16 protein-coding genes are annotated in these 20,059 nt (G+C 53.4%); 15 read left to right on the top strand and 1 reads right to left on the bottom strand.

Annotation, left to right across the window (positions count from 1 at the left end):
* The first annotated feature begins 352 nt into the window (after positions 1-352).
* From NSQ24_RS20210 to NSQ24_RS20140, 15 genes are all read left to right on the top strand, one after another.
* Positions 353-1,360 (top strand): asparaginase, encoded by a 1,008-nt coding sequence (locus NSQ24_RS20210; RefSeq protein ID WP_003389540.1) that lies wholly within the window; start codon positions 353-355, stop codon positions 1,358-1,360.
* A gap of 103 nt (positions 1,361-1,463) precedes the next feature.
* Complete coding sequence (locus NSQ24_RS20205; protein ID WP_003389539.1) at positions 1,464-2,891, top strand: leucyl aminopeptidase family protein; 1,428 nt, start codon at positions 1,464-1,466, stop codon at positions 2,889-2,891.
* Between the two features lie 112 nt (positions 2,892-3,003).
* Positions 3,004-3,696, top strand: a complete 693-nt coding sequence (locus NSQ24_RS20200) for a copper homeostasis protein CutC (protein WP_003389538.1) — start codon at positions 3,004-3,006, stop codon at positions 3,694-3,696.
* 250 nt (positions 3,697-3,946) lie between these two features.
* The gene (gene hcp, locus NSQ24_RS20195) at positions 3,947-5,245 is read left to right on the top strand and encodes a hydroxylamine reductase (protein WP_327985920.1); all 1,299 of its coding nucleotides are present in this window, start codon (positions 3,947-3,949) and stop codon (positions 5,243-5,245) included.
* A gap of 414 nt (positions 5,246-5,659) precedes the next feature.
* A complete protein-coding gene (gene speB / locus NSQ24_RS20190) occupies positions 5,660-6,628 on the top strand; it encodes an agmatinase (protein ID WP_003389535.1) in 969 nt (322 codons plus the stop codon).
* A 117-nt stretch (positions 6,629-6,745) separates the two neighbouring features.
* On the top strand, positions 6,746-8,218 hold the full coding sequence (locus NSQ24_RS20185; RefSeq protein WP_031931891.1) for an aldehyde dehydrogenase family protein: 1,473 nt from the start codon (positions 6,746-6,748) through the stop codon (positions 8,216-8,218).
* A gap of 510 nt (positions 8,219-8,728) precedes the next feature.
* Entirely contained in the window at positions 8,729-9,532 is an 804-nt protein-coding gene (locus NSQ24_RS20180; RefSeq protein WP_003389531.1) for a serine hydrolase, read from the top strand.
* A 116-nt stretch (positions 9,533-9,648) separates the two neighbouring features.
* Positions 9,649-10,518, top strand: a complete 870-nt coding sequence (locus NSQ24_RS20175) for a YitT family protein (RefSeq protein WP_003389530.1) — start codon at positions 9,649-9,651, stop codon at positions 10,516-10,518.
* Positions 10,519-10,782: 264 nt separating this feature from the next.
* A complete protein-coding gene (locus NSQ24_RS20170) occupies positions 10,783-11,253 on the top strand; it encodes a nucleoside deaminase (protein ID WP_024983389.1) in 471 nt (156 codons plus the stop codon).
* Positions 11,254-11,517: 264 nt separating this feature from the next.
* Complete coding sequence (locus tag NSQ24_RS20165) at positions 11,518-11,871, top strand: DUF1516 family protein (RefSeq protein ID WP_003389528.1); 354 nt, start codon at positions 11,518-11,520, stop codon at positions 11,869-11,871.
* A 187-nt stretch (positions 11,872-12,058) separates the two neighbouring features.
* On the top strand, positions 12,059-12,982 hold the full coding sequence (locus tag NSQ24_RS20160; RefSeq protein ID WP_003389527.1) for a MurR/RpiR family transcriptional regulator: 924 nt from the start codon (positions 12,059-12,061) through the stop codon (positions 12,980-12,982).
* 28 nt (positions 12,983-13,010) lie between these two features.
* Complete coding sequence (gene nagB / locus NSQ24_RS20155) at positions 13,011-13,772, top strand: glucosamine-6-phosphate deaminase (RefSeq protein WP_003389526.1); 762 nt, start codon at positions 13,011-13,013, stop codon at positions 13,770-13,772.
* Between the two features lie 140 nt (positions 13,773-13,912).
* Positions 13,913-14,665: a hydrogen peroxide-dependent heme synthase gene (hemQ, locus tag NSQ24_RS20150; RefSeq protein ID WP_003389525.1), complete on the top strand. Its 753-nt coding sequence runs from the start codon at positions 13,913-13,915 to the stop codon at positions 14,663-14,665.
* 147 nt (positions 14,666-14,812) lie between these two features.
* Entirely contained in the window at positions 14,813-16,528 is a 1,716-nt protein-coding gene (locus NSQ24_RS20145; RefSeq protein WP_039070507.1) for a YcdB/YcdC domain-containing protein, read from the top strand.
* A 145-nt stretch (positions 16,529-16,673) separates the two neighbouring features.
* Positions 16,674-18,926 (top strand): S-layer homology domain-containing protein, encoded by a 2,253-nt coding sequence (locus NSQ24_RS20140; RefSeq protein WP_339166459.1) that lies wholly within the window; start codon positions 16,674-16,676, stop codon positions 18,924-18,926.
* Between the two features lie 74 nt (positions 18,927-19,000).
* Here the strand turns inward: NSQ24_RS20140 and NSQ24_RS20135 are convergent, their stop codons facing one another.
* Positions 19,001-19,837: an SDR family NAD(P)-dependent oxidoreductase gene (locus tag NSQ24_RS20135; protein ID WP_003389521.1), complete on the bottom strand. Its 837-nt coding sequence runs from the start codon at positions 19,835-19,837 to the stop codon at positions 19,001-19,003.
* Between the last annotated feature and the right edge of the window lie 222 nt (positions 19,838-20,059).

Here is a 20,059-nt window from a genome sequence, read left to right as displayed (position 1 = left end):
ACTTTCTTTTAGATCCGGACAGTCAATTCCCAGAGCACCGTACCCTGAGCATTTTTCTCCCTGTTTCAATCTCCTTCATCAAAGCCAGCCTTTTCTCCCAAGACCTTCAATTTCGAAAGTTGAAAAAAGAAAGTTGACGATGCTATACCCGACTGTTACTATCAAATTAATAACATGGTTGGAGAAATTAAATGAGGAAATATGGTTCTTTGACGTTTTCTATTCCATCTTCCCACATTGCCTCCACTAGTTTTTCAGGTTAACCCATTATTTAATACCATCAGTGGATTAATTCTGTACTGTTGGTCCTTCCTTTCCACACATACCATTAAGACAGAGTTGGTGATTAGAAATGAATTACAGCACATTGGTGGAAGAATACCGCGGTGGAGTGCTGGAGAATATCCACTTTGGCGTCATCTGCGGCGTAGACGAATCAGGAAAAGTCATCTTGTCCGCGGGCAGCGAAGAGCATATGACGTTTCTCCGCTCGGCGGCAAAGCCGTTCCAGGCCATCCCGGTCGCCAAACAGAAAATCGACGAAAAATTCGGGCTGACCAGCCGTGAAGCCGCCCTTTTTGCCGCTTCCCATCGCGGCGAGACGTATCATATGGAAGGATTGGAGTCGATCCTGAAAAAAACCGGCATTTCGGAAGAAGAATTGCTGACCTGCCCGACCTATCCGCTCAACGAAGAACCGAAGTTCGCCTGCCTGCGCGAAGGCGTGCCGAAGCGCCGTCTTTTCCACAACTGCTCCGGCAAACACCTGGGCTTTCTCGCCCTTTCCAAAGAGATGGGCTATCCGACAGACAGCTATTACGATGTCAGCCATCCTGCCCAACAAAGCGCTTTGGAAGCGTTTGCTTATCTGGCTGAGTATCCAAAGGACAAGATTGGCCTCGGCGTTGACGGGTGCGGCTTCCCTGTTTTTGCCGTGCCGCTCGTGAACATCGCCAAAGCGTATTTGAAGCTCGCTTGTCCCGATCTGATCGCGGACGCAGAAACGAGAGAGGCAGTCGTGAAAATTACCGGATGGATGTCAGCCAATCCCGACATCATCGCGAGCCACAATTTCGTTTGCACAGCGCTGCTGACCGATCCCAACATCATTGCCAAAGGGGGCGCGATGGGGGTATACGGCTTTGGCCTGAAAAAAGAACGCATCAGCTTTGCCCTGAAGGTTCTGGATGGCTCTGAACTGGTGTGGCCGCTGGTAATCGCCTCGATTTTGGAGCAGATCAACTACGAGAACAAGGACACCATTGAACGCCTGCGTGCGCTGGTGCCAAGCGAGATTAAAAATGACAACCATTTGGTCGTTGGCGAAAAGCGCACGGTGTTTCAGTTGGAAAAACGATAAGACGATGAGGGCAGCATGATACGTGAACCTGTTGCCTGAATAACGCCGCAAGCTGTCTGCATGCCGCTTGCATGACCAGGCAAGAAGAAAGGGATGGAAGAGGATGGACATTTCGGTTGGACAGCAGCGGGAGATGGAAGTCACGATCCGCCTGCTTTTCCAAGACTCGCCAACAGAGCACCTGCCGTATGCGCTGCGCCCGCACATGAAAGCGAAGGGAGCTGTCACCTGGTTTTTTGGCCGCGGAGAAGAAGGGCATGAGCTCATTATCGGACTAGGGGAGCGGGCGCGTTTTGACCTGGAGGCATTGCGCGATGCGGCGGGCAATGCGGGTCGGGCCGCGGAGAAGGAAAGGGTTACAGAAGCATGTGTGACGTTTGATTCGCTGGAGCCGCTGTTTGCTGCCGGACTGGACCGTCATAGCGCCGTCACAGCCTGGACAGAGGGCTGGCTTCTCGGTACATATGTGTTTGACCGGTATTTGTCAAAGGCGCAAGAACGGAGTGTCTCTATGCTGCATATCGCTTGTCCGGGTGCAGAAAAGGCGGAGCAGGCGATCGAATGGGCCCGTATCCGTGCAAAGGGTACATGCTTTGCCCGCGATCTCGTGAATGAACCGCCCAATCAGCTGACGCCGGTCTCCTTTGTCGAGCGGCTGCAGAACCATTTCGCCGCACGAGACGTGGATGTGACGGTTCATCGCGGGGAGGCGTTGGAGCGTTTGCAGATGGTTGGCCTGATCACGGTTGGCAAAGGCAGCGTCCATCCGCCGGCTATGGTGGAAATCCGATACTGCACCGACCCGTCCCTGCCGCTGACCGCGCTGATCGGAAAAGGAGTCACCTTTGACATGGGCGGCATGAATGTCAAGGCCGGGCGGGATATCAGCGACGCCCGCATGGATATGGGCGGAGCGGCTGCTGTCGCGGGCGCGCTGGACATCCTCACTTCCGTAAAGGCAAGGGCCAATCTGCTGGTGCTTCTGCCGATCGCAGAAAACGTGCCGGACGGCGGAGCCTTCTTGCCATCGGATGTGATCCGCTACCCCAACGGTCTTTCTGTGCAGACGGCCAATACGGATGCAGAGGGGCGTCTCATTTTGGCCGATGCCCTGATTCACGCCGACAGGCTGGGAGCCAAGCAGGCAATCGATATTGCCACGCTGACGGGGAATGTCGGGGAAGCGCTCGGCTTAAAGCTGGCCGGTATTTGGGGAGATTCCGGGATGACTGCCAAGCTCATCGCGTCAGGTAATGACTGTGGAGACAGACTGTGGCCGATGCCGTTGGTAGACGATTACGAAGAATTGCTGAAAAGCGACTATGCCGACATGACCAACATCAGTCCGATCAGCTACGGTGGAGCGATTGTCGCCGCGTTGTTTATCCGCAGGTTTGTGGCCGCCGGCATGAAATGGGTGCACATCGACATGGCTCCCCCTGTACAGGCGAAAGCCACCGGAGGCTATCGCGTCATGGGTGCCACCGGATATGGGGCGAGACTGCTCGCGGACTACGTGCTCGCTCAATAGACGGGCAAGGCAGAATTGTCAACCAGCAGCGCGGAAGATCAGCCCTTGGCGTTGCTGTTTGTCATCGAAGCGTTTTACAATAACAGGAAAACGGACGGGAGGATACCGTGCTATGTTGTTGGAAGTCATCGCGACCTCTGTAGAGGACGCCAAACGAGCGGAAGCGGGAGGAGCCGACCGGCTCGAGCTGATCACCGGGATACTGGAGGGCGGCGTAACCCCGAGCTGGGGCTTGATCGATGCTGTGGTCCGGGCCGTATCCATTCCGGTCAATGTGATGGTGAGACCGCACAGCCAGTCGTTTGTGTACACGTCTGACGATTACCGGGTCATGCGCGAAGACGTGCGAATCATTCGCGAGCTCGGCGCAGCAGGTATCGTCACCGGCATGCTTGCTCCTGACGGCCAGATCGATACGGAAGGGCTGGAAAGCCTGCTGGATCAGGCGAAAGGGCTGGATGTGACATTCCACCGCGCATTTGACGAGGCGGCTGACCAGTTGGAGGCCGTGCGGCTGTTGATGCGTTATCCGCAAATTTCGCGGATTCTCACCTCCGGCGGACAGAAAAGCGCCATCGATGGAGCGGAACGGATTGCCGAGCTTGTCCGGATGACCGCTGGGGAGCATTTGAGCATTTTGGCCGGAAGCGGGCTGGGCCTGGCAAACATCGCTGATTTCGTCGGTCGTACGGCTGTAACGGAAGTCCATTTTGGCACCGGCGTTCGGGAAGCCGGAAGCGCGCTCAAGTACGTAGATCAGGAGAAGGTAGCGGCTGTCAAACGATTGATTGCGGCAAAGTCATAACCAGGGAGCAGAGGAAGCAGCAAAATCGAAACGGCTTTTTCCCGGGCCCCGGTTCATAATTTGGCAACACATCATATTTCATAGAGAAACATGCGATACAAGGTCCTCGCCCAAGTTTAGGGAGAGGGCTTTTTTTGCGAAAAACCGAAAAGAATGGCAAATAGACGAATCTGTGAAGTACATCACATCTTACGTTTTTCGCCTCCTCTATAATCCGGAGTAAGAAGTGATCCATAGGGGAGGTATTGATATGTTTTGCTATCAATGCGAGCAAACACCGACAGGCGGTTGCAAAACGGTGGGAGTATGCGGAAAGACTGAGGAGCTTGCCAGTATACAGGATACGATCATTTTTGCGCTCAAAGGGATTGCGGCATATGCAACGCATGCCCGACAAATGGGACACATCGACCCGGAAGTGGACGGCATTACACAGGAAGCACTCTATTTTACTTTGACTAACGTGAATTTCAATTTAGATGAACACTTGAAAATGGCAATGAAAGTGGGCCGTGCAGCCATTCGCGTCATGGAGCTGTTGGATCAGGCCCATACGAGCCGGTTCGGCATCCCTCAGCCCATCCGCGTTTCGCAAAACAAAATCGAAGGAAAGTGCATCGTCGTGACCGGGCACAACCTGTTTGCGCTGGAGGAGCTGCTGAAACAGACGGAAGGAAAAGGAATCAATATCTACACCCACTCGGAGATGCTCCCCGCACACGGGTATCCCGCCCTCCGCAAGTACAAGCACCTCAAGGGAAATATCGGGAAAGCGTGGTTTGACCAGCGCCGGTTGTTCGAACAGTTCCCGGGTGCGATACTAGCCACGACCAACTGCGTCATGCCGATCAAGGGGACATATGCCGATCGCTTCTTCTCGTATGATGTGGCCGGACTCGAAGGCGTTACCAAAATTGAGAATGACGACTTCGCGCCTTTGATCGAGCGGGCACTCGCATTGCCGGATGCGGATGTAGAGTCGGATCAGACGCTGCTGACCGGATTTCACCATGAGACCGTACTGGGTATTGCCCCGGAAATTCTCGACGCCGTAAAGGCAGGCAAAATCAGCCGCTTCTTCGTCATCGCGGGCTGTGATGCTCCCGGAAAAGGCGGAGACTACTACCGGGAGCTGGCCACTTCTTTGCCGGCGGATGCGGTGATCATGACCACATCCTGCGGCAAATTCCGCTTTAACGATGTCGATTACGGCAAAGTACCGGGTACGCAAATCCCTCGCTACATCGATCTGGGGCAGTGCAACAACTCCATCTCGACGGTCAAAATAGCCGGCGCTTTGGCGGATGCGCTGGACTGCGAGGTCAACGATCTGCCTGTCAGCATCGTCCTCTCCTGGTTTGAGCAAAAGGCGGTAGCGATTCTCTTGGGGCTGTTCAGCCTGGGAGTCCGCGACATTCGCATCGGACCGAAGCTGCCCGAATTCATCCAGCCCGGGGTATGGGAGGTGCTTCAGAATTTGTTTGGAGTCAAAGCAATCGGAGAAGCACAGGCAGACCTCCAGGATATGATGGGACAAAACGTTTCGTAAGCCTGGTCTGGAGAACAGTTGCGCCAAAGAGACATGCCCGTTTCAAAACAGGCTCCCTCCGGTCTGCCGGCCCACATGACGTCAGAAAAGCTCCGAGCAGAACAGGCAGGCAATTATGCTTGGACCTATCACATTTCATCCGAAAACACCTTGCAAAAACCATGCAGGGAATTAACCAGAGACAGAACGTCCGGATATCATCAGGACGTTCTTTTTCATTGTTTTAGAAAATCCCTTTCTCGCAAATGGGATCGTATTCCAAAAAATGAGAAACGGACAGAGCGAACTGGAGCGCAGAGAATGCGAGTTGATGCGGTTTCCACGCAAAAAGCCTTCGTCTTTCTTCCACGTCCCGTTTGGCATGCGGTTTGCTACATGGATGGGTACCATGGACGAAACACGGAGGTGAACAGCTTGCAATATCCGTTGTCTCCAGACGTAAAACCGGAATTTTGCACCACGGGCTCTTACATGCGGCTGCCGGCACAAAGGGAGAACGCCAGAGTAGCCATCGTCGGTCTGCCCTTTGATACGGCTGCGTCTTTTCGCGTAGGAGCCCGCTTTGCCCCTCAGGCGATCAGACAGGCTTCCATGCTTCTGTTTCCGTATCATCCCGTTCACAAGGTCTTTCCATTTGAGGACACAAGAGCTATCGACATCGGGGATGTGCCGGTGATTCCGCACAATATCCATCGCAGCTACGACCGGATGGAAGCCGTCATGCTGGACTTGATGGCCAAAGGGATCGTACCGATCGGACTGGGAGGCGACCATTCCGTCACACTGGCCACATTGCGCGCCGCCAAAAGGGTGTGGGGGTCAGTAGCGCTGATTCAGTTCGATTCCCACACCGATACATGGGATACGTATTACGAAGAGAAGTACTGGCATGGCTCTCCGTTTATCCGCGCCCACGAGGAAGGGCTGCTGTTGCCGGACAAGGTTTTTCAGATCGGCATCCGCGGTACGCTGAACCACCCGGGTGACCTGGAAGCCAGTCTGGAGCTTGGCTATCACGTGATGACGACCCAGGAGCTGCGCAAAACCGGAGCCGCCGAAACGGTGAGAAAGATAAAAGAAGCGATTGGAGATACTCCCTGTTTTCTCAGTTTTGATATTGATTTTGTCGATCCCGCCTATGCGCCCGGGACAGGAACGCCGGAGGTCGGAGGATTTACAAGCTTCGAGACGCTGGAGCTGATCAGAGGACTGACGGACTTGAACTACATCGGCTTTGATCTGGTGGAAGTGCTGCCGCCCTACGATCCGGCCCAGACAACATCGCTGCTCGCGGCGACGCTCATCCACGATTTTGCAGCACTTGTTGCCCTGCGGGAGAAGCGGCTGTTGGCAGCGGGGGAGATGGCGGCAGATGCCGAGTAACGACAACAAGTCCCCTTGCGGACAGTGGCCGCAAGCCTTTGTGGATAATGGCTACAAGCATCGTCACTTAGGTAATCAAGCACACATCAGTAATACGAGGAAAGGTGGGGCATGCAGATGTTCAATCTGAAGATGTACATGGCTGGCGAGTGGGTGGATGCGGAAAATGGGGAGACTCGGGAGATTGTCAATCCGGCCACAGGAGAAGTGATTGCACGGGCGGCAGAGGGAACGGAGGAGGATGCCAAAAAAGCGATTCGCGCGGCACGAGAAGCATTCGACAGCGGGAGCTGGTCCGAGCTTGCGGCTGCAGAGAGGGCGCGGTATTTGTTCGCCATTGCTGACAAGCTGGAGGAACGCGCTGAGGAATTGGCTGCTTTGGAGACGCTGGACAACGGCAAGCCGCTGCGGGAAGCCCGCTTTGACGTGGCGGATGCGGCCGCTTGCTTCCGCTATTACGCCGGAATGGTCACCAAGCCTGACGGACAAACGTACCACGTCGCGGACCCGGTACAGGCGATGGTCGTGCGCGAGCCGGTCGGTGTCTGCGGACTGATCGTCCCGTGGAACTACCCGTTGCTGATGGCTGTTTGGAAAATCGCCCCCGCGCTGGCGGCCGGAAATACGATTGTCTTCAAGCCGTCCGAGGTCACGCCTGTTACGGCGATCAAGCTGTTTGAGATCATCGAAGAAGCAGGGGTGCCAGGCGGTGTGGCCAATCTGGTCATGGGACCGGGCCCTACGGTCGGACATGAGCTGGCCGCAAGCCATCTGGTAGACAAGGTTTCCTTTACGGGAGGCACGGCGACCGGCAGAAGCATCATGACTGCGGCTGCAGGCAACATCAAAAAGATTTCGCTGGAATTGGGGGGCAAGTCGCCCAACATTGTCTTTGCCGACGCGGACTTTGAGACAGCCGTAGACTACGCCTTGTTCGGAATCTTCGCCAATCAGGGGCAGGTCTGCTCGGCAGGCTCCCGGCTGCTTCTCGAGGACAGCATTCACGACCGCTTCGTCGAGCGGCTGGTGGAGCGTGCGAAAAAGATACGGGTAGGAGCGGGAGACGAACCGCAGACCGAAATGGGGCCGCTGGTAAGCGAGGCTCACATGGAAAAGGTACTGCGCTACATCGAGTACGGAAAAGCGGAAGGAGCGACACTCGCCTGCGGCGGCAACCGTCTGACAAATGGCGGTTTGGAAAAGGGCTATTTCGTCGAGCCGACGATCTTTGTCGACACGAGGCCGGACATGCGAATCGTCCAGGAAGAAATTTTCGGCCCTGTATTGGCCGTGCAGCGCTTCCGCGATGAAGCGGACGCTATCCGCCTCGCCAATGACACCGTCTACGGCCTCGCCGGGGGCGTCTTTACCCAGGACGGAGCCAAAGCGATGCGGGTCATCAAAAAATTGCGGGCAGGCATCACCTGGATCAACTGCTACCACCCCACCTACAACGAAGCCCCCTGGGGCGGCTACAAGCAAAGCGGAATCGGCCGCGGCCTGGGCACCTTCGGCTTCGATGAATTCACGGAAGTGAAACAGATCAATGTGAATTTGCAGGTGCAGCCAGTCGGCTGGTTTGAGAATTAAGGAAAAAACAGTGAGACACACGTAAACGGACTGGATCAGAATTAGAGAAGGCACGTCAGGGAACGCCACCCCTGATCCGACTTCCTGAATGATCTAAAAAAACAACGAAACAATCCAAAGCTGTAGAGATGAAAAAGGGAGAAAACGCGAAGGTCTTTGGGACACCACCCAGGCGGAATGGAAAAAGCGGAACACTCTTTCAGCGTCCAACCTCTGAGACGCTGCCTTGAGTAGGCTGCTTTTGGACGCAGCTTACGCTTTTGGAATGGAGCCGGACAGTAACGGCTTCCCGCAGTGTCCCACCGTACCCTGAGCATTTTCTCCCTTTTTCATCTCCTCCCCAACAGCCCTACAGGCATTTCCAATCTCGCCAAAGAAGCTTTCACAGGCTATTTCTCAAAACCAAGGAAGGATTCCAACTCCCAGCCGGGGAATTTCCCCTCATTGGCAAAACATTGGCTGTCAATCAGACCACCAGGTACGGAAGAGAATAAAGGAGGAGCAGGCCACATGAAGAGTTTGCAGGAGAAGCTGGAGACGATCATCGCTGCGGCCGGCGGACAATGGGGAGTGGTAGTGGAAGAAATCAACGGAAGCTTCTACTGGGAACACAACACCACGCAGACTTTTGCAGCCGAAAGCATCATCAAAGTCCCCGTCATGGCAGCCGTTTTCGATGCCGCCAGCAAAGGAAAAGTCCGCCTTGACGAAACGGTACTGATGAAGCAAACGGATCAGGTCGCAGGTTCCGGTGTCATGCAGCATCTCACACCTGATACGCATTACCCTGTGTACGATCTGATCACCCTCATGATCATTCAGAGCGACAATACCGCGACCAATATGCTGATCGACCTCATCGGCGAAGATCAGGTGCGGCTCACAATGGCAGAGCTTGGCATGCACGACAGCTGCTACAGCCGAAAGCTGATGCTGTACCCGGCGGACAGTCCGCCCAACAACATGATTACCGCTGGTGACATCGCCCGGATGCTCAAACGGCTGGCAACAGGAACGTTTCTTGGCGAGCATGCCTGCCGCCAGATGATCGGGATCATGAAAAAGCAGCAGGTGCGAAATGCGCTGCCTGCCCGGCTACCCCGCATCGAGGAGGGAGTGTCGGACGCCGCTGCCGTGTGGGAAATGGCCAATAAAACCGGCTGGGACACAGGCCGCCAGCACGATGTCGGCATCCTGTTTGCAGGCGGAAAAGCGTACTCCCTGACAGCCCTGTCGGAGAATGCTCCCCCGGATGCCTCCCTGCAGGCGATGGCCGCTATCGGATATGAAGTGTACCGCTGTGCGGTGAGCTGACCATAGAGAGCGAGTACAGAAAAAATCCCCAGTTTGCTTGGGGGTTTCTTTTTTGGGCAAAACATGGTAATGTATGGACGGTTTTCATCTTAGTGAAAAAGGCAGGAGAAAGAAAAGTGTCACGAAAACGTCGGACAGGTGCAAGCTTGAACAGTCCGCAGCGCAAAGCAGTCGAATACGGCATGCTGCTCGTGGGTTCCTTTGTGCTTGCCACCAGCTTCAACCTGTTTCTCAACCCTAATCAGCTAGCATCGGGAGGAGTATCGGGCCTCTCTGTCATTTTGTACCATCTCTTTCACTGGCCGCCGTCCATCGTCCAGTGGGCGCTGAACATCCCGCTGTTTTTGTTGGGCTTTTGGCTTTTAGACAGGCAGTACAGCATGAAGGCGGCGGTAGGCTCTATCGTCCTGCCGTTGTTTGTCGCGCTGACCAGCCATCTTGAGCCGCTTACGGATAACACGCTGCTCGCCAGCATTTACGGCGGGATGGGCGTAGGGCTCGGGATCGGCATCGTCTTCCGGGGCCGGGGCTCTACAGGAGGATTTTCCATCGCTTCGCAAATCCTGCACAAGTACAGCGGCATCAGCCTGGGCGTATCCGTTGCTGTCTTTGACGGCTTGGTCATCCTGCTAGCCGGTTTTGTCTTTACTCCCGAAAAGGCGCTGTATGCCTTGATTGCCCTGTTTGTGACCAGCAAAACGATCGATATCGTGCAGATGGGCTGGAATACGTCCAAAGTGGCGTACATCATCTCCGATGAAACAGACAAGATGCGCGAGGCGATCTTGTTTGATCTGGACCGGGGCGTGACGCTGCTGGACGGCGCTGGGGGGTATACCGGCGACGAGCGCAAGGTGCTGATGGCCGTGGTGAGCCAAAGCGAGGTCAGCAAGCTGAAAATGCTGGTGCGCTCTGTTGACGCTGAAGCGTTTATCATCCTGTGTCCGGCTCAGGAGGTATTAGGCGAGGGCTTCCGGGCTGTGTAGCGGGCATGTGGAGCCGTGGCCTATTGGTGAACGATGTCAGCTTTTGTGTGAAAGCACCAAACAATGAAAAAAGCGTTGCATCCAACAGTTGGATGTATCGCTTTTTACTTTTACAGGCATATCGTGGGGCTCGCGTGCACATTTTTCAAAGACAGCCTCATGAAAGTGATTGGGAAAAGCACAGCAGAGCGACAAGCCTGCAGGAAACCCTGTTTCCATGCTACAATAAACAAAGGAAAATGTCCGGTCAGGGGAGGAATCATGATGACAGAACAGGCATTCATGCAAAAAGCGATTCAGATGGCGTGCGAAAACGCGTCGTCCGGCCACGGTACCCCCTATGGTGCCTTGGTGGTGAAGGACGGCCACATTATTGGAAGCGGTGTCAACGAGGTGACAGCCACCAACGATCCTACGGCTCACGCCGAAATCCTCGCGATCAGGGAGGCGTGCAAGCACGAGAACAGCATCAAGCTGGAGGGCTGTGTCATCTACGCGAGCGGAGAGCCGTGTCCGATGTGTTTGGCCGCCATTTACTATACCGGGATCAAAACGGTCTACTACGGCTATTCCAAGGAAGAAGCAGTGCCTTTCGGATTCAACTCCGGGGCGATTTACGAGCAGATTGCGCTGCCGATGGAGCAGCGTTCGGTCCAGATGAAAAAGCTGGAGAATGATCAGTCGGAGCCAAACCCGTTTGTCATCTGGGAGCAGACACAAGGGAAGCTGGACTGAATGGCTTGCCTGCCTGATGCGACAACATAGATAAGCTCGTGCTGCAGGCATGCGAGACAAACAAAAGGAGTTCATGAGCTACAACCCCTTGGTCGCAGCAAAATGGTCAAGGGGTTATTTCTTGTTCAAAAAAGGAGAGTAGGGATAGCTGCTTATCCGAGTGCTTCGTCACAAAAATGTCGCACATCGCGGGTCCTGTACTTTTCCTGACTTTACGTTATAATAAGTTTAGTAAAATGACTGTTGGCAGGGAGTGAACGATTCGTGTATAAAGCGTTGGTGGAATCCCACGTTGGTGGCTGGGAAGTGGCCTTTGTCCTTCTGATCATCGGCTATATCCTTTACCGTGCAGGAAAAGAACGGGTAGCAAAAATTCTACATATGATTTTGCGTCTGATGATTGTGATCATTGCTGTGTCCGGCATTTGGATGCTGTTTGCGTTTCGTGCGGGCGACTGGCTGTACTACGTCAAAGGCCTTCTCGCGCTGATTGTCTTTGGACTGATGGAAATGTCGCTGGGCCGCGCGCGCCGAAACGAAGCGAGCATCGGCTTTTTCGTCGGGGCGCTGGCGCTGATGGTCATCGTGATTCTGATCGGATATCGGGTAATCGTGTAAATAGTGTTTTGCAAGGAGACAGGCCAATTCCTACAAAGGGATTTGGCCTTTTTATATGCCAAGAAAACCGGAGAGACGATGTTTTTATTCCCCAATTTTTCTTTTTGGAGAAATACTCCACTTTATGATAACATATTGGAGGAATCATTCGTTTTTCTGCGCGAAGCAATAGCCAAGGAGGTAACCGATGACAGAATCAACAGCAGACAGGGGAGAATGGACGACAACGAGTACAGGCAAAACAGCCACACTGCTGGAGATCAACAGTCTTCTTCCTTCCTACACCAAATCCGAACGCAAGGTAGCGCAGTACGTTCTGGCCCATACCGAAACCGTTATTTATGCGTCGGTCATTGATTTGGCGGAGAAGATCGGGGTGGGGGAGACCACGGTTTTGCGCTTTTGCCGAAAAATCGGTTTCCGCAGCTATCAGGAATTTAAGCTGGCACTCGCCCAGGAACTGGCAAATCCGTCCCAGCATTCCCGCGATGAGGTGACCAAGGAAGATTCATTGCATGCGATTGCGCAGAAGGTTGCCGCTTTTAACGTCCAGTCGATTCACGATACAGACGCCCTTTTGGATGTCGAACAACTAGGGCGCTGCGTACAGTTACTCATAGAGGCGAGAACGATTCATTTCTACGGGGTAGGTACCTCGGGGGTGACAGCTCTTGACGCCAAATACAAGTGCCTGCGTATCGGGCTTCGAGTAGACGCCTTTTCCGATGCGCATTTGCAAGCGATGGCAGCATCCACGCTGGAGCCGGGCGATGTGGCTGTAGGCATATCTGTATCGGGCAGTACAAAGGATACGATTGACGCCCTGAAACTGGCGAAAGAAGCCGGCGCCTCCGTCATCTGTCTGACTCATTACCGCCGGTCCCCGATTACGCAGCATGCCGATATTACGCTCTTGACCGCCGCCAAGCAGGGGCCGCTGGAGGGCGGTTCGCTCGCTGCGAAGATCGCCCAGCTTCACGTGATTGACGTACTGTGCACAGCGGTATCCCAGAAAATGAGCGACAAGGCGTTGACCTACAAGCAGAAGACAGCCAAAGCCGTATTGGATAAAGTGTATGAGCCAGCCCAACCGGGCAAAGGCAAACCATAAAATGAAAGAGATTGGACAGGTGACTTACATGAAGTGGAAAATCGTTGAGAATTACGAGGAGTTGAGCGCGGAGGCAGCCAGGCTTGTCGCTATGCAGGTCAAGAAAAAGCCCGACTCTGTGCTCGGACTGGCTACGGGAAGCACGCCGGTCGGCATGTACAAGGAATTGGCTCGTATGTATCGCGTAGAGAATCTGGACTTTTCCCGGATTACCACCTTTAATCTGGACGAATATGTCGGACTGTCGGTCGATCATCCGCAAAGCTATCATGTCTTCATGCAGGAGCATTTTTTCCGCCACGTAAATCTGCTCCCGGAGCATACTCATATTCCGAGCGGAGACGCCTCCGACCTGGCGACGGAATGTACCCGATACGAGCAAGCGATCAAGGCTGCAGGTGGAATCGATGTGCAAATCCTGGGGATCGGGGGGAATGGCCACATCGGGTTTAATGAGCCTGGTTCTGCGGCTGACTCCCGGACGAGAGTCGTTCAGCTCGCCCAAAGAACGATCGAAGACAATGCCCGCTTCTTTTCTTCCATCGAGGAGGTCCCGACAGCAGCGGTATCCATGGGAATCCAGACCATTCTGGAGGCCAGGAAGATCGTGCTTTTGGCCAGCGGCGAATCCAAGGCAGAAGCCGTTCACCGCATGCTGGAAGGAGAGCCGACAGCGGAAGTGCCAGCGTCCTTGCTCCAGCAGCATCCAGACGTGGTCGTCATCATGGATCGGTCGGCTGCCAGCCGTCTCAGCGCCGAATGCAAGGAAACCGAACACGCCCGTCTGTAAGGCGTGTTTTTTGCTGGACACGAAATGCAGAAGGCAGAGGGTTGTTCACCAATTCGTATCGGATAACCCTCCGGCGATTATGCTATACTGGGAATGGTAACAGGAAATACAAGCCATATCACGCAAAGGAGCTGATCCTGATGAGTACAAACGAAGCGCTTCTCACGTTGGAAGGTTGGTATACGTATCACGATTTCCGCAAGATCAACTGGGAAAAATGGAAGAAGGCGACTCCGGAAGAGCGCAATGCAGCTGTGGACGAGCTCCAAGGGCTCCTGAAAGCATGGGACGCAAACGAGCAGGAGCAGGCAGGCAGCACTGCCGTCTATTCCATCCTCGGACACAAGGCCGATCTGGTGTTCATGTTCCTTCGCCCGACCATGCAGGAGTTGGACGCGATCAAAACCGCCTTTAACAAGACGAAATTTGCCGACTTCACGGAAGTGGATTATTCCTACGTATCTGTAGTTGAATTGAGCAACTACGTACATAATCCGGGCGAAGATCCGAAATCCAACCCGCACGTCCGTGAGCGGCTCTATCCGACCTTGCCGAAATGGGAGCACATCTGCTTCTACCCGATGAACAAAAAGCGCGACGGACAAGACAACTGGTACATGCTGACCATGCAGGAGCGCGCGGAAATGATGCGCTCCCACGGCATGATCGGCCGCAAGTACGCAGGCAAGGTCAAGCAAATTATCGGCGGTTCCGTAGGCTTTGACGATTGGGAATGGGGCGTCACCCTGTTTGCCAACGATCCGCTCGAATTCAAGCACATCGTGTACGAAATGCGCTTTGACGAAGTAAGCGCGCGCTACGGCGAGTTTGGCAACTTCCTGGTGGGAAATCGCGTGACTGCGGAGTCCCTGCAGGCGATGCTGCAAGTGTAAAGAGGCGCCATCACGAAGGCTTCTGACCAACAAAACCAGTGCAAACATACAAAAATCTACCGCTGCAACGAGCGGTAGATTTTTTATTTTTCCAAATTAATGGTAATATAACTAATGATGTGTAAATTTGGGAAGGGGTTGTATGGCTTGAAAAACAAAAAACAAACCTGGCGGCTCACGGCCGGACTGTCAGCGGCTGTGTTGTTGGCGTCGCTGCCTTTGCCCGCGGGAGGAGTTCTCGCGGCTGGGAGTACGGGGGCTGCTACTGCAGCAGCGGAAGCTGACACGGCAAGCTTAACAAAAACGCAAGTAATGGATAGGGCGGGGGAAATTGTCAGCATTCCGGCTGAGTTTACATTGGAGGGAGCCTCCCTTACAAACAATCATAGTCTTCCGCCAACTTGGAATCTCAGGTGGAAAAGTGAAGGTGATGAATCTAAATATATCCATATGGAGATCGATGCCCGAACAGGTACGCTCATTGAGTACTCGAGAGATACCGGCAAATCAAAAAAAACGGGCGGGAATTTGGTAGAGGAAGAAAAAGCTCTGGGCTCAGCAAATGGTTTTTTAATCCGAGCCTTGCCAAAGGAAGAATGGGAGAATCTCTCGGAACCAAATGAATTTGGGTTGAATTTCGACTACTACTATGATTCGGCACAGGAACGGGTCTATACCTTCACCCGTATGCATGACGGCATTCCATTTATCGAGAACGGCGTTCAAATCGTTACAGACCGAGCCGGCGTAGTTGTCAAATACAAACGATACTGGACGGATGAGCCTCTTCCTGAAGCAAAAGACATCCTGGCGGAAGAGGAGGCAGTCAAACGTCTGGCTGAAAAGACGAGGCCGTCACTCGTGGTTGTAGATTTGCCTTCTCGTAGGAGTGGCTTTAGCTTTGACGAACACGATGCTTTTTATGAAAAGGGAGAGGCGTACAAACTCGTCTACGGCTATCTAGGCAAAGACCCCCGCTATCTGGACGCGAAAAGCGGCAAAATGCTGAACATATGGGGAACGGAAGCAAAAGACTATGAGATTACTCCGCTTGGAAACACCATCAGCAAGTCAACGGGAGAAAAATCGATAACGCAGGCAGAGGCGAAAAAAATCGCGGACGATCTGCTGAAGAAGCTTCCGGGTTCATACCGGTTTCTGCAATTTAGAGGGGGCAGCTCCGCCCAAAACCTAGAGCAAGTAGTGGAACGACACGCAGGTATGGAATATGTGCCCGCAGATCCGCAAAAGGAAAAGACCGAGAAGGTGACAGTGATTATTAGCCCTAAAGGCGAACTGCTCCAATATTATAAAGAGATAAATTCAGAAAGCAAAAAAGTTGACAAGGCAATTTCCTATGAACAAGCGAAAGAAATTGCCCTTCAGATGGTGAAGACCTTAATGCCTGAACGTTTGGGGGAACTGTATCTGATCGAACGAAATCCTCCTTCCGATCAAGAGGTCGAGGAGATACTGGCAAGTGGGAATCGGAATTATGTGTTCAGTTACGGTTTACTGATCGATGGCATCCCATTTGATCCTCTTTATCTTGATGTCAGGGTAAAACCTGGTACAGGGGAACTGGTGGAATTTGGATTTCTACAAGACGCAAAACCGCCAGCCACCCTCCCAGCAGCAAAAATCGACCGGGAAGCAGCAAAGAAGATCGAGCAGAAGAATCAAAAAGCCATGCTCACTTACTTTCTGCCGGAGAATTGGATGGATAAAGCCAAACGTGGAGAGAAGCAAACACCAATGCTCGTCTACCGCTACATAGGCGATGAAGGACTCGTAGATGCGGTCACCGGCGAATGGATCATTCTGGATAAACAGAGAGAGAAAGAAAGCAAGGGCCGAAAATAAGCGGAAAAAGAACCGATGTATCTACGGCATGAGGTACGGCATGAGGAAAGATATCCATGACAAAATCTCTGTTTTTGCCAGATGAATGGCAAAATTGATGTGAACAAAATGAACAAAACGTAAAAGTCGAAAGGAGTTGGACGAAGTGACGAGAAAAAAGCAGTCCTGGAAGCTTGCAGCCGGGCTGACTGCAGCCGTGTTGATGACGTCATTGCCTTTACCCGCAGGAGGACTTCTGGCAGTGGGCAGTACCGCATTTGCGGCAGAAGCGAAAACGGGCGGGATGACAAAGGAAGAAGCGGTCAAAAAACTGCAAGGCTATGTATCCATCCCGGGTGATTTCAAGCTGGAGCGGGCTACCTACCTGGACCCGGAAAGAGAATCCTTCTATGATCGCCCATCCTGGCGCCTGAGCTGGGATGATGGGAAAGAAGGCGGTATTTACGCGACGATCGATGCGAAGACAGGCGTTTTGCTGGACTACTCGAAATATACGGAGCAGCGGGAAAAAGGGGCAGGGGAAGCAAGTCTGGAGGAAGAAGCCGCTCTGGCAAAAGCGAAGGAGTTCATAAAAAAGGTAGCGCCAAAAGATGAGCAGCGGAAGCTCTCCCAGCCGAATGAATACAAACAGCTGCTTCCTTACTACTATAGTTTGGGAAGTGAACACACATTTGCATTTACGCGGGTGGAAAACGAAATACCCTTCCTGGAGAACGGTTTTCAAATCGTCGTCTCCCAGGACGGGGAGGTAGTAGAGTATCACAGGTTGTGGAGTGACGAGGCGCTCCCGGACGCAAAGGATGTGCTTGGGGCAGCGGAAGCAGAGAAGCTGCTGGCGGAACGGACCAGCCCTTCTCTTGTGTTTGTGGAAAAGTCATCACTGACCAGGCAGCCCCTTCAAGACCGGAGTCAGTATCAGCTAGTCTATCGCTACCTGGAAAGCGACCCCCAGTTTTTGGATGCGAGTAGCGGCAAAGCCTTGAACCAGCGGGGCGAGGAAGCGAAGGAATCCGTGTTCAAGCCACTGGGTAGCGCAGTCCGCAAGACGGACGGTGAAGATCGCGTCATAACCAAAGAAGAGGCGCAAAAAATAGCCGACCAGGTGATCAAGCTTCTCCCCGGCTCGTATCGTTCCGATGGCAATCGGGGCAGCGGAAGCAGCACAGGACCTGACGGAATCGAACGGCGCAACTGGAGCTTTGATTACACTCCGCTTCACACCCAGGAGAAAAATGTGGAGCCGGTCAAGCTTCGGATCAGCGACCGGGGAGAGCTGATCGAATATTCCAGCAAGGAACGAGGTTTTCGTGCAGAGACTGGCAAAAAGATCGAAAAAGCGGTTTCCTACGAAAAAGCGAGCGAGAGTGCCCAGCAACTGGTGAAAACGCTGCTTTCCGACCGCCTGGGCGAAATTTATATGATTGATCGCACGCCTACGGAACAACAAATCGAAGAGCAACTGGAACGTGGTCAATACTACTACATTCCGTTTGGCTGGATGAAAGACGGCATTCCGATCGAGCATGCCGAGTTTGAAGTCGTGGTCAATCCTGAGACGGGTGAAGCGGAAACGTTGAACCTTCGCGGGGAAGGCTATCCGAAGATCGAGAGCCCGACAGCTGCCAAGATCGACAGGGAGGCGGCCAAAAAAGTAGAGCAAGAGCAGCAAAAAGTGTTGCTCACCTACTATCAGCCGCAGGCGAACTACTACAGAGCAGCGCCGGACAAACAAAAGCCGCTTCTCGTCTACCGCTATGTAGGGGACCGCGGCATGGTGGATGCAGTCACTGGTGAATGGCTCAGTCTGGACAAGCAGCTTGAAAAAACGAAGGCGAGCGACATTTCGGATCATCCTGATCGGGAGGCATTGCAATTTGCCGTTCGTTTGGGCCTGTTTCCGGTAATCGACGGGAAGGTTGAGCCGGATAAGGAGGTGACCCGAGGCGAAATGGCCGTCATCGCTTCCCATCTCATTGAGCGCATCGAATTTCACCGTTCGTACAGCCTCTCCAGCGACGAGGGGCGACAGCCGTATCGCTTTGATGATGTCGATCCAAAGCATCCGCTGTACGGCGTCGTCCAGAAGGGAGTTCAGACCGGTCTCTTCGCCAAGAAAGGGAGCAGATTCGAACCGGATCGTCCGATTACCCGGGCGGAGGTGGCTGAATTCGTAGCACGCCTGCTGGGATACGGCGACCTTTTGGATAAAACGGACATCTTTTCTGCCCCATACGGAGACGTAGAGAAAAACGCTGTTCCAGCGATAGCGCTCGTCCATGCGTTCGGGCTTCTGGGCGAAAAGGGGAAAGCCGATTTTAAGCCGAACGGGACGCTTACCAGAGCAGAAGCGGCCAGGCTGGTTCAGAAGCTGATCGAACTCAAGAAAGACTACAGATAGAGAAAAATAGCTGGCTTCGGTCAGATGGATGACTGCCGATTTTGCAAAAGAAATCGGCAGTCTTTTCCATGTTTCTATCCGAGACGGAAGGGAGGGATCGTTCTTCCATCGATATCTGTAAAGCCGTATTCCTCTGCCAGCTCCCCTACTCTCACGATTTGACCGCTTTTTTGCTTCACTTCCGGGTCACCTGCCAATGCGCAAATGGCACGCCCGATGTAGTGAGGAGTTTCGGTGTTCTTCAATTCCTCGACAGCTTGCCAATGGTCTGCGTCCGTGTTGAACGCGGCCAGCACAAGTTCTGTTCTCATCCATCCCGGAGAAACCGCGACAACGGCGATGTTGTCAGCCTGAAGTTCTGTTGCCAGTCCGTAGGCCATTCGGTTTAACGCGTTTTTTGCTAAATCATAGTAAAAATGTCCAGTGTATTTGTGATCGTCCCAAAACGTTGTATGCACGATCAGACCTGATTGGCGCCTTCGCATAAGCGGGACGGCGAAGTGGTTGGTCGCAAGCTGTGCCCGCACACCTGCCTGAAACATGTGATCCCAATGCAGCAAGGGCAGCTCCCAAAAAGGCTGATATTCGATAGCCAGCTCGTTCCCGCCCCACACATTATTCACCAGGATGTCCAATCGTCCTTGCTCCTGTTGGATGCGGTCAATGACAGCTTCTGTTTCTTCGTCGTTTGTGTGGTCGCAACGAACGGCAAATGCGGTTCCTCCATGGGATTGAATTTCTGCTGCAGTGTCGTCAATTGTTCCCGGATAGTTTTGCGTAGATTTTCCTCTGACACTTCTCCCGGTGACATACACCGTCGCCCCGGCTTTCGCCAGTTCCACCGCAATTCCTCGTCCGGCGCCTCTGCTTCCCCCCGTGACCAAAGCGATTTTGCCTGTCAATGGATTCATGGAACAGATCTCTCCTCTCGATTAACCTTGCGTAAAAGCAAGTCATGCCTCTATTTTTGCAGGCCAATATGACATCTGCTGTCTTGATTGCCAAAATTTCAGTTGGCTTCTTTGCCCTAGGGTTGTCCCTCTTTTCAGCTCCTTTACGAAAGCCCCGGCAGAGGTGCAGATGAAACCTGAAAGCACGGCAGAAGACTTTCCTGCCTCACGATGCTACAAGAA

The organism is Brevibacillus sp. FSL L8-0520, from assembly GCF_037963895.1.
In the GTDB taxonomy this organism is placed as follows: domain Bacteria; phylum Bacillota; class Bacilli; order Brevibacillales; family Brevibacillaceae; genus Brevibacillus; species Brevibacillus borstelensis.
The sequence above is the reverse complement of the archived record's forward strand: the minus strand, read 5'-3'. Positions and strand labels throughout refer to the sequence as shown.

Excerpts from the sequence above, each read along its gene's own strand:
- NSQ24_RS20210 (WP_003389540.1), top strand. The coding sequence starts at position 353 with ATGAATTACAGCACATTGGTGGAAGAATACCGCGGTGGAGTGCTGGAG.
- NSQ24_RS20205 (WP_003389539.1), top strand. The coding sequence starts at position 1,464 with ATGGACATTTCGGTTGGACAGCAGCGGGAGATGGAAGTCACGATCCGC.
- NSQ24_RS20200 (WP_003389538.1), top strand. The coding sequence starts at position 3,004 with ATGTTGTTGGAAGTCATCGCGACCTCTGTAGAGGACGCCAAACGAGCG.
- hcp (WP_327985920.1), top strand. The coding sequence starts at position 3,947 with ATGTTTTGCTATCAATGCGAGCAAACACCGACAGGCGGTTGCAAAACG.
- NSQ24_RS20185 (WP_031931891.1), top strand. The coding sequence starts at position 6,746 with ATGTTCAATCTGAAGATGTACATGGCTGGCGAGTGGGTGGATGCGGAA.
- NSQ24_RS20180 (WP_003389531.1), top strand. The coding sequence starts at position 8,729 with ATGAAGAGTTTGCAGGAGAAGCTGGAGACGATCATCGCTGCGGCCGGC.
- NSQ24_RS20170 (WP_024983389.1), top strand. The coding sequence starts at position 10,783 with ATGACAGAACAGGCATTCATGCAAAAAGCGATTCAGATGGCGTGCGAA.
- NSQ24_RS20160 (WP_003389527.1), top strand. The coding sequence starts at position 12,059 with ATGACAGAATCAACAGCAGACAGGGGAGAATGGACGACAACGAGTACA.
- nagB (WP_003389526.1), top strand. The coding sequence starts at position 13,011 with ATGAAGTGGAAAATCGTTGAGAATTACGAGGAGTTGAGCGCGGAGGCA.
- hemQ (WP_003389525.1), top strand. The coding sequence starts at position 13,913 with ATGAGTACAAACGAAGCGCTTCTCACGTTGGAAGGTTGGTATACGTAT.
- NSQ24_RS20135 (WP_003389521.1), bottom strand. The coding sequence starts at position 19,837 with ATGAATCCATTGACAGGCAAAATCGCTTTGGTCACGGGGGGAAGCAGA.